Genomic DNA, 11,026 nt, shown 5'->3' with positions numbered 1-11,026 from the left:
GGACAGACTCCTGCACCGTCCGTAACAATGAGGAGGAACGGGCCGCGACACAACGGGGGTTGGCCACTGCATGGACGGCGTGATGGAGTTCAAGACCGGCGACGGCGCCGTGATCCTGATCGAGGAGGGCGAGGACGAGTCCGGCTCCGGTTCCCGTCTCGTCTCGCGCGGCGAGAACGGCGTGGTCCAGGCGACCCGCACCTTCGAGGGCGCCCTGGAGGGCGTACGGTCCGCGGCGGAGTCCGCGCTGCGGGTGTTCCGCGACGGAAGCCTGCGCCCCGGCTCCGTGGAGATCGAGTTCGGCGTCAAACTCACCGCGGAGGCGGGCGCGTTGATCGCCAAGAGTGCGGTCGAGGGCCATCTGGTGGTCAAGCTCTCCTGGTCCCCGGGGCAGTCCGACGGTCCCGCGGAGACCGCCCCGCGGTCATGAGCAGTACGTTCTGGCACGCCCGGATCGTCTGCGGGGGTGAGGTCGGAGCGGGGTTCCTGGTCTCCGACCGCAAGGTGCTGACCTGCGCGCACGTCGTCCGCCGCAGCGAGGCGTCGGGGGTGCGGGTGTCCTTCCCGCAGGACCGGGGGCTCGGGGAGCTGGCCGCCACCGTGGTCGTACGCGGGGGCTGGGCGGGCGGCGTGACGGACCCGGGCGACCTCGCGGTCCTCGAACTGGACCGTGCGGTGCGGCTCGCCCCGGCCGTGTTCGCCCCGCCCGGCGAGGCATACACCGAGCCGTATCCCAGGCTCCTCGCGTACGGCTTCCCGAAGGGCTACGACGAGGGCACGCTCGCCGAATACCGGGCCGCCTCGGACCAGTTGATCGCGGACGAATGGGTGCAGCTGGAGGCCTGGAGCGGACACGGCCAGCCGCTGGCGGCCGGGTTCAGCGGGGCGGCGGTGACCCTCGCGGACGGCAGGGTGGTCGGCATGGTCTCGGCGGCCTCGGGCGCCAAGGACATTCGCAACGGCCGGATGCTGCCCAGCCCCGTCATGGCCCGCTACTGGCCGGCGCTCAGCGCGCTGATCCCCACACCGGAGCACCGGCCGGCCGCGAAGGACCGGTTACGCGTCCTGGTGCAGCGCGCGGAGCGGGCGGGGCTCGCCCACGATCCGAACCGGTTGTACGTCGACGCCGTGGGCCCGTTCGGCCCGCAGCTGCCGGCGGAGGGGTTCGGCTCGCTGTGGGCGGCGGCCTGGTACGTACTGTGGGAGGTGGCGGACGCGCAGGCCGTGGCCCGGTTCGCCGGCCGGTTGGAGGAACTGCTGAGCGCGCCGCCCGACGAGGCTTCGCACAAGGCGTCCGGCCGGTCGCCGGGCAAGGCTTCGGACGAGTCGATGCCGGGCGGGAGATCGGACGAGCTGATGCCGGGCGGGAGATCGGACGAGCTGATGCCGGGCGGGAGATCGGGCGTGCCGATGCCGAGTGGGAGGTCGGCCGAGCTGTCGGACACGCCTCGTGGCCGCTCCCGCTCCCGCACCCGTACCTCCCCTTCCTGGTCCCCGATCCTCGTCGAGATCGACCACAGCGGCGCGGGCGGCGACCAGGTCAATGTCGAGGTCTCCGCCTACCGCGACGGACTGCGCCGCCCGGTGGGCGCCCGTCGGCTGCCGCGGTCCGGCGTACGGGCCTTCATTCAGGAGCACATAGACGAGGCGTTCAGCCAACTGGAGCCCGGTGCCGAGGAGTTGATCGCCTTCGTGCTGCCCCGTGAGTGGCTGAACGAGCCCGTGGCGCACTGGGCACGCGGCGTCGACGACGAGACGCCGCTCGGCTGCGCGTACCCGCTCGTCGTCACTGACCGGACCCGGCGCCGGGGCGGCGTCCGGCACCAACTGACCCGCAAGTGGGAGGAACTGGAGAGGAAGGCGAGCACGTCCCTGCACCGGATCGGCTGCTGGAGCGACGAGAAGCCGACCAAGCTCCGGTTCCGACTGCGGCAGGAGGACACCCAGCTGGCCGCCTTCTCGCTTCCGCCCGCCCGCACCGGTGCGCTCTTCGACGTGACCCTCAACGCCCCGGTCCCGGTACTGCTGTGGACACGCACGGGCTGCGCGGGCGGCCCCGAGCACGAGGGCGGCTGTGTCTTCCTGGACGAGCTCGCCGGGTATGTCGAGGGGCTGGCACCCGCCGAACTCCCCCGACACGTACTGGCGTTGCGGGAGCGGGTGTACGCCTCGGACGAACCGGAGCGGCACTGGGCCAAGGACGTCCAGCTCCTGTGGGACGATCCCCGCCGTTTCCCGGAACCCGCCGCCCCTGTGCGCTCGCCCGTCGCCTGAAGCCGCCTGTCGCCCGAACTCGGCCATACTAGTACGAACTCCTCCGAACTCGTCCGAAGCCCGCACGCCCTCGATCCCACGGAGATCCGCCTCATGCCCCTGTGGCCCGTCTACACCGGTGCGAACGAGCCGCACGACGGCATCACCCAGCTGCCGCCGCCCCCGCCGTGGCGGGCCTTCGACGGCGGACCGGCCCTGAAGACCCCGGCCGACGGCGACGACAGCTCGGCGACCTCCCCCGACCGCAGACATCGTGCCCGCACCTACCAGGCCACCGAGCGCAGCGTGCAACTCGTCAACGCGGCCCTGTACTTGCGCCGCCCCCTGCTGGTGACCGGCCCGCCCGGCACCGGGAAGTCGTCGCTCGCGTACGCGGTCGCCCGCGAGCTGCGCCTCGGCCCGGTTCTGCGCTGGAACATCACGAGCAGAAGCACACTGCACGACGGGCTGTATCAGTACGACCCGTTGTCGCGGCTGTACGCGGCGCGGCGAACCGGGAAGCCGCAGGAGGAGTCCGAGGCGGAGTCACAGGCCGAGACGGGGTCGAAGTCGGCGGCGGGCCCGGGCCCGAGACCGGATTCGGGCCTCGAGGACCATCTGCGGCTCGGCCCGCTCGGCACCGCCCTCCTCCCCTACGGCCGCCCTCGCGCCCTCCTCATCGACGAGATCGACAAGAGCGACCTCGATCTGCCCAACGACCTGCTGAACATCCTGGAGGAAGGCCAGTACGAGATCCCCGAACTGGTGCGCGCGGCCCGGCACACCCCCGAGGCCCGGGTGATGGTCGACGGCACCGACGAACGCGTCCCGGTGGCCCGGGGCCGCGTGCGCTGCCGGGCCTTCCCCTTCGTCGTGCTCACCAGCAACGGCGAGCGCGAGTTCCCGCCCGCCTTCCTGCGCCGCTGTGTCACCCTGCGGCTGCGCCAGCCCGACGACGGCCATCTCGCCGGGATCGTCCGCGCCCACCTGGGCGAGCCCGACGACTACGCGCAGACCCTCATCACCCGCTTCCTGTCCCGGTCGTCCGGCGGCGACCTGGCCACCGACCAGCTCCTCAACGCGATCTACCTGGCGGGCGCGTCGGGCCTGGCCCCGGAGTCGCTCGACGAACTCGCGGAGGAGCTGATGCCGTACCTGAGCGAGGCGCCGGGGACCGATGCGTTCTGAACCGGCCGGACCGCTCGGCGCGCGACCGCTGAGCCGCCTCGCCGAGATCCTCGCCGAGGCGGGCGACGGCGCCCACCCGACGCCGGTCGAACTGGCCGAACTCCTGTGGCTGGCACGGCAGATGGCGGACCCGGCCCCCGCGCCCGCCGCCCCCGACGCCGCACAGGAGCCAGGGACGTCACCCGCGCCCACGCCCTCGGCGGAGGAGTCGCCGCCCGAGAACGCCCGCCAGGAGGAGCCCCGCCAGGAGACGGAACCCCACCCACCGAACGACGACACCCGGGTCCCGCTCCACCTGCCGGCCTCCGCCCCCTCCCCCGTCGGCGACACGCGACCCCACGCGTCCCTGCTGGCCCCCGCTCCCCCGATGCTGCGCGGCCCGCTCGCGCTGCAACGCGCCCTGCGCCCGCTCAAGCGCCGCAGCGACGCCCCGGTCCGCCGTGAACTCGACGAGCGGGCGACCGCACACCGCATCGCCCATCTGGGCGGCCGGCCCGAGTGGTGGCTGCCGGTCATGCGCCCCGCGCGCGAACGCTGGCTGAGCCTGCGCCTGGTCCGCGACGCGGGTCCCACGATGCCCGTCTGGCACCCCCTGATCCGTGAACTGCACACCGCGCTGGCCCAGTCGGGCGTCTTCCGCACGGTGACGACGCATCGCGCCCGCCCCGACGGCACGGTCACCGGCGACGCGGGCGCCCATGTGCCCACCGACGGACGCACCGTCACCCTCCTGGTCAGCGACTGCATGGGCCCGCAGTGGTGGGCGGGCCCGGCGGGCGACCGCTGGTACGCGACGTTGCGCCGCTGGTCCCAGCGGATGCCGCTGGCCCTCGTCCAGCCCCTCCCGGAACGCCTGTGGCGCGACACCGCGCTGCCCACGACCCCCGGGCTCCTGTCGGCACCCTTCCCGGCCGCCCCTCCGGTGTCCCTCGCCTTCACGCCGTACGACACCTCGGAGGAGGCGCGTCCGAGGGCCGGTACGGTCCCCCTCCCCGTACTGGAGCCGGACGCGCTCTGGCTCGCGCACTGGTCGGCCCTGGTGGCGAGCCAGGGCGGCAGCCAACTCCCCGGGTCAGTGGCTTACTTGACGCCCCGGCCGCCGCTCCTGGACGAGACGTCCGGGAACCGGAGCGACGTCACCCGGCTGCCCGCCGAGGAACTCGTCCTCCGCTTTCGCGCCGGCGCGTCCCCCGAGGCCTTCCGCCTGGCCGGCCACTTGGCCGTCGGCCCCCCGCACCTGCCCGTCATGCGCCTGGTGCAGGCGGCGGTCGAGCCGCACCCACGCCCCCAGCACCTCGCCGAGATCATCCTCAGCGGCATGCTCACCACGGCCCCGGGCCCACCGGGGTCGTACGCCTTCCGTCCAGGTGTGCGAGACCTCCTGCTCCGGGGCCTGCCCCGCACCGCTCACGGCCGGACGACCCGCCTGCTGGCCCGGGTGGGGGCGTCGATCGACGAACGGGCGGGGCGGGCGGCCGGGGAGTTCCGGGCGAGCACACCGATGGCGTCCGGCACGGAGGCGGCGGCCGCGAGCGAACCGATCGCGACGGTCAGTCCCGACAGCGCGCGGCGGCTGCTGGGGACGGCGGCGACGGACCGCACCCGGGCGCTGCGTGAGCGCTACCGCTTCGTCGAACAGCTCGGGTCCAGCCGGTCGCTGTGGCGGGCCGAGGACACGGAGTCGGGGCGGACGGTGGTGGTGCGGCTGTATCCGTCGGGGGCCGACGACCAGGTCTTCCTGCGGGACGCCCGTACGCTGGCGGGTGTCGATCACCCCAACGTGGTGAAGGTCCACGACTACGGAGTCGACGCCGGGACGCCGTACGCCGTCATGGAGCACGTGGACGGCATTTCCCTCAACTCCCTTACTGTGGAGGGTATTTACCGAATCCCGGCGCCTTTGTTGGTGTCGCTGGGCCGACAACTCGCCGACGCCCTCAGGGCTGTCCACGAGGCCGACGTCACACACGGCGGACTCCTCGATATGGCCGAGGTCCTGATCCTGCCGGACGGGACGGCCAAGATCACGCTGTTCCACCTCCAGCAGACGGGGGGACAGCGGGAGTTCGGGGTCGATCTGCGAGCACTGGGCCGGCTGCTGTTCCATCTGTCGTCGGGCGGGCCGTGGCGCCCCCTCACCGACGTCACCGCCGGACAGCTCACCGCCCTCCCGGCCCGGCTGCGCCGCCCGTACGCCTCGGCCCTCCACCTGCTGCTGACCGGCGAACTCACCGCACAGCGACGGGGCGCGGCCCAGCTGTGGAGCCGCGACCTCGCCCTCGTCGCCAAAACGGCCCACACCCCGCTGCACTACTCCCTCCTCGGCCCGCCGACGGTCACACGCGGCACCGCCCCCGTCGCCACGGGCTCCCCCCAGGAGCAGGCGATGCTCTGCATGCTCCTCCTCCGGCACGGCCGCGCGGTGACCCACGCCGAACTCGCCGAGGGCATCTGGGGCGGCACACCGCCCGAGCGCGCCCAGGCCGTCCTGGGCACCTACGCGTCCCGGCTGCGCAACGCCCTGGGACCGGGAGCGCTGGCCACCCTGCCCGACGGGTACGCCCTGCACACCAGCGCGGACGTCGTGGACGTGGTCGACTGCCGACGCTCCGTGGCGAGCGCCGAGGCCGAACGCGGCGCCGGACGCCCCGAGACCGCCCTCGCCCACGTGAACAACGCGCTGTCCCTCTGGTACGGGACCGCCCTCGACGGCGTCCCGGGCCCCGCCGCCGGCACCGCTCGCACCCGCTTCGACCGACTCCGTCTCTCCCTCCGCGCCACTCGTGCCGAACTCAACCTGGATCTCGGTGAGTTCGAGAACGCCGCCACCGACCTCGCCGCCCTCGTGCGCGCCCACCCCGCCCGCGAGGACTTCCGCCGGCTGCACCGGATCGCGCTCCGGTACCTGGGCCGTACCGAGGAGGCGGGGGAACCGGACGAACAGCCCCGCGAGGAGGCGTACGACGAGACGGCGGACACCGGTACGCCCGACAGCTCCATGGCCACGCCGGTCCGGCAACCGCCCGGACCCCGGACCGGACACCAGCCCGACTCCGCGTACCGCACCTGCGTCTTCTTCGACTTCGCGGACGGCCCACAGGAACCGGACACGCTGGCCGCACTGGGCCGGGCGGTCACGCGGCTGGTGACGGCGAGTGGCATGGCGGGGCAGGAGTACCAGCTGCTGCGGCGGACCGAGGGGTACACCGTACTGACCGAGGAGGGCGTCTCCGCGTTCCCGCTGCTCTCCCTGACACTGCTCCAACTCCACGACCGGCTGGTCGAGTTGGAGGGCCTCCGGTTGTGCGTGACCTTCTGGCGGGCCGACGCGCGGGGGAATGCCGAACGGCCCGATCCGGGGGCCGTACGGGCGGCGCTGGACGCGTCCGAGGAGGCGCGGGGCATCGTCGCCGTGCCCCGCCACTTCCGGGACGGCCTGCGCGAGGAGTCGGACTCCGCCCCGTTGCTGCGGCCCCTCGCCCCGGGTCCGGACGGCGACCCGCCCACCGGCTGGCACCGCCTCTACCTCCTTCCGCGCATGACGTACGACGGCACCCTCCCGCCACCCGCCGTACTCGGCCCCTACCCCCTGCCCACCACCCGGACCGGACTCCCCCAGCCCCAGGGCAGAACCAGAACCGTCGTCTACGCGAGCCCCGACGGTGAACTCGGCACCACCCCGAGCCGCACCACGGCCAGCTACTACGAGGTGAGTCTCCGCGAACAACGCACCGCGCTCGACGTCCCCGGGCCGGACACGGAAGAGGTACCCGTCTTCACCGCGCGAGGCGAGGTGACCTGGCGCGTCACGGACCCGGTCGAGGCGGTGCGGCTGCGCGCGGCCGATGTCGCCGACGAACTGCGCCACCAGCTGCTGGCCCGCATCCGCCGGCTCGCCCTCGACTTCCCGCCCTCGCACGCCTCCCAGGCGGCCGCCGCTCTCCACAAGCGGCTGAACGTGCGCATGTACGGGTGCACCTTCCGCTGGAACGTCACCCTGAGCGCGACCACACCCCCTCCCGGGCCGGCCCGCGCGGACAATACGGCCCGCGCGGACAACGCGGTCAGCGCGGCGCTCCGGACGGCTCAGGCCGTGATCCTCGGCTTCGACGGCCCCCTGGCCGAGCTGTACACGCCGGACGAGCCGGCCACCGTACTGCGCGAGCTCGCCCAGTTCCTCACGGAGGCCCGCGACCCCGAGGACGCGCTGTCGGGGCAGCCCCTGCCGCACGGCGACCCCGTGGAGGGGTACGCCAACCCGCTCGACCTGCTGCGCACCTTCGCACGGCACGAGCTCGCCGACGAGCTGCGGCTGCGGCTCGACACCATCGAGACGCGGGCCGCCCGCACCGCGCGGCCCCGGACCGGCGCCGACCTGCTGGTACGCACCCTGGAGGCCCGGGGCACGGGCCTGGCCGTGGTGACCGACCACGCCACGCTCGCGGTCCGGACCTATCTGCAACGGCGCGGGCTGGACGACGCCATGAACGGCGGCGTCCACGGCCGTCCCACCGACCTCGGCCGCCTCATGCCGCACCCCCACAGCCCGCGCCAGGCCCTCGACCGGCTGGGCGTGCCCCCGGCGCGCTGCCTCATGATCGGCTCCACCGTCGCGGAGCAATCGGTGGCGCGCTTTCTCGGCGTACCGTTCCTCGCCTTCGCGCCCGACGAGCGGACCAGGACACGGCTGCTGGCGGCCGGAGGCGAACAGATCCTGGTAGGGGATCACACACCTCTGCTGAACTCACTGCGCGCCTTCGGCTCCCCCTGACAGCTCCCTCCCCTCAAGTCACTCCCCTCAAGTCACTCCCCTCAAGTCACTCCCTCAAGACCACCCGTCCGGCACCCCTCCCACGACCACCCGTTCAGCGGCACCCGCCCGGCCCCCCACAAAAGGCGCCCGGTGCGGCTCCCGCCGACGATGCGAGTAAGGACCGCCACCCGGCGGAGCCCCGACGGTCTGCTCTCGGGAGGACCTGCCATGACCGCCACTCTCGAGCGGTTGCGCCGCTGCCACCTCGCCGTCGACCTGGGCGCGGCCCGGACCCGGGTGTACGTGAAGGGCGCGGGCCTGGTCGTCGACCAGCCGAGCGTCGCCGCGATCAACACCAGGACCGGCGCCCTGATCGCAGTCGGCGAGTTCGCGGAGCGGATGACGGGCCGTACCCCCGACTACATCCGCGTCATGCGCCCGGTGTCCGGCGGCACGGTCGTCGACATCGAGATGGCCCAGCGCATGCTGCGCCAGTTGCTCGGCGACAAGGTCCGCCGCGCCCTGCGCCGCAAGCCCCGGCTGCGCGCCGCGGCCTGCACCCCGCACGACGCGGACCCGCTGGCGCAGCGCGCCGCGATCGAGACGCTGGTCGGGCTGGGGGCGCGACGGGTCGAGCTGGTCGACACGCTGATCGCCGCCGCCGTCGGGTGCGGTCTGCCCGTCGAACAGCCGGAAGCGACCATGATCATGGTGTGCGGGGCGGCCGCCACCCAGGTCGCCGTGCTGTCCCTGGGGTCCATCGTGACCGCCGAGCGCGTTCCGGTGGGCGGCGAGGCCGTCGACCGCGCGATCGTGCAGCATCTGCGCCACCAGCACGAGCTGATGCTTCCCTCGCAGTCGGTACGGCCCCTGCAGCTGGCCCTCTCCGGCAACGGGCTCACCCCGCACGGCCCGACGTCCACGGAGATCCACGGCCGGGACGTGGCGACCGGCCTGGCCCGTTCCGTGCAGGTCGACACCGCCGCCGTTCGGGACGCCATCCAGACCCCGCTGACCGCCGTACTGGACGGGATCGGGAAGGTGCTGCGGGCCTGCCCGCCCGACCTGGTGGCCGACCTCGCCGACCGCGGCATCATGATGGTCGGCGGCAGCGCGCTGCTGCCGGGCCTGGACCAGATGCTGCGGCAGGCGACGGGCATGCCGGTGCACATCGCCGAGCGTCCCGACGTGTGCGCGGTGCAGGGCCTGGGCTACATGCTGGAGGGCAAGATCGAGCCGCTGCTGCTGGGCCCGCTGGCGTTCTGACGACCGGGCCCCGGAAAGTCCCCGGTATGCACGATCCGCGCCCCCGCCTGCCGGCGCTCCTGGAAGCCGTCCTCAGCGTCGGCACCGACCTCGAACTGCGGGCCACGCTCCAGCACATCGTGGACGCCGCCGCCGAACTCACGGAGGCCCGGTACGCGGCGCTGGACATGACCGATCCCGGACGGGACGGACTCGCGGAGATCCGCACGGCGAGACGGGCCGATCTTCCCGATTCCGCGGGGCCGCCCGGACGCCCGGAGCCTCCACAGCCGCCGGAACTGCCGGAGCTCGCCGTGCCGATCCAGGTCGACGACGAGGTGTTCGGCGACCTGTGCCTCGCGGGGAAGCGCGACGGCCCGTTCACGGACGAGGACGAACAGCTGGTACGGGTCCTGGCGACCCACGCGGGCATCGCGATCGGCAACGCCCGGCTGTACGAGACGGCGCGGCAGCGCGAGCGCTGGATCGAGGGCGCGGCGGCCGTCACCACCGCGCTGCTCTCCGGCGAGAGCGCCGACGACGCGCTGATGACCGTCGCCGAACGGGCCCGGCGCCTCGCCAAGGCCGAGGCCGGCATCATCCTGCGGCCCACCGAGGACGGCGGCATGGAGATCGTGACCGCCTCCACGCTCGACGACTCCGACGACGTCCTCGGCACCACGATCGAGCCGGGCAGCCCGGTTCTCGATCAACTCCTCGGCGGTGAACCGGTGTTCATCGACGACTCGGCGACCGACCCGCGGATGACCACGCATGTGCGGCACCGGTTCGGGCCGAACATGATGCTGCCGCTCCAGGAGGGCGGCCGCCTCATCGGCACGCTCGCCCTCCCTCGCCGGCGCGGCGGCCGTCCGTACACCGCGGTGGAGCGCCTGCTCGCCACCCAGTTCGCCTCACAGGCCGCGCTGGCGCTGGTCCACGCCGCGGCCCAGCACAGCAGGGAGCGGCTCGCGGTCTACGAGGACCGCGACCGGATCGCCCGCGACCTGCACGACCTCGTCGTCCAACGGCTGTTCGCGACCGGCATGATGCTGGAGTCCACGCAGCGCAGAAGCGCCGGAGCGGGCGAGGTGGACGACGACGTGCACGCGACCCTCGGCCGTGCCGTCGACGAACTCCAGTCCACCATCCAGGAGGTCCGCACGGCGATCTTCGCACTCCAGCAGCCGCCGTCCGACGCCCCCACCACCTTCCGCGGCAAGGTACTGCGCGAGACGGCGGGCGCGGCCGCGGTCCTCGGCTTCCAGCCGTCCACCCGGTTCACCGGCGCGGTGGAGAGCCGTATCGCACAACCCGTCGCCGGCCGGCTGCTCACCGCACTGCGCCGCGCTCTGACCGCCGCCTCCCGCCGCGCCGGTGTCTCCCGCGTCGAGATCACGGTCGACGCGACGGCGATCCTCCCCGGCGGACGCCCCGGGGTCCGCCTGACGGTCTTCGACGACGGCGATACGGAGAGGGACTTGAAGGACGGCGACTCGGAGGGCGGCGAACCGGAGGGCGGCTCGGGCACGACGGTGACCTGGCAGTCGCCCATGTGAGCCGCTCCCACAAGCCACTTGACGTCCC

Annotated in this window: 6 protein-coding genes; all 6 read left to right on the top strand. The window is 73.5% G+C overall.

The genetic code is table 11. The features are described from left to right. Positions 1-70 precede the first annotated feature (70 nt). Positions 71-430: a CU044_2847 family protein gene (locus tag OG568_RS33890; protein ID WP_329534295.1), complete on the top strand. Its 360-nt coding sequence runs from the start codon at positions 71-73 to the stop codon at positions 428-430. Further along, entirely contained in the window at positions 427-2,274 is a 1,848-nt protein-coding gene (locus tag OG568_RS33885) for a VMAP-C domain-containing protein (RefSeq protein WP_329534294.1), read from the top strand. Before OG568_RS33890 ends, OG568_RS33885 begins: the two co-directional genes overlap by 4 nt. 93 nt (positions 2,275-2,367) lie before the next feature. Beyond that, positions 2,368-3,441, top strand: a complete 1,074-nt coding sequence (locus tag OG568_RS33880; RefSeq protein WP_329534293.1) for an AAA family ATPase — start codon at positions 2,368-2,370, stop codon at positions 3,439-3,441. Further along, on the top strand, positions 3,431-8,212 hold the full coding sequence (locus OG568_RS33875; protein ID WP_329534292.1) for an SAV_2336 N-terminal domain-related protein: 4,782 nt from the start codon (positions 3,431-3,433) through the stop codon (positions 8,210-8,212). The genes OG568_RS33880 and OG568_RS33875 overlap by 11 nt, the downstream gene beginning before the upstream one ends. Before the next feature lie 210 nt (positions 8,213-8,422). Then, positions 8,423-9,460, top strand: coding sequence for a rod shape-determining protein (locus OG568_RS33870; protein WP_329534291.1), 1,038 nt, complete (start codon positions 8,423-8,425; stop codon positions 9,458-9,460). Between the two features lie 26 nt (positions 9,461-9,486). Next, the gene (locus OG568_RS33865; RefSeq protein WP_329534290.1) at positions 9,487-10,998 is read left to right on the top strand and encodes a sensor histidine kinase; all 1,512 of its coding nucleotides are present in this window, start codon (positions 9,487-9,489) and stop codon (positions 10,996-10,998) included. Positions 10,999-11,026 lie beyond the last annotated feature (28 nt).

The sequence above is a fragment of the Streptomyces sp. NBC_01450 genome (genome assembly GCF_036227505.1).
GTDB lineage: Bacteria > Actinomycetota > Actinomycetes > Streptomycetales > Streptomycetaceae > Streptomyces.
This window is presented reverse-complemented; position numbering and strand designations above follow the sequence as displayed.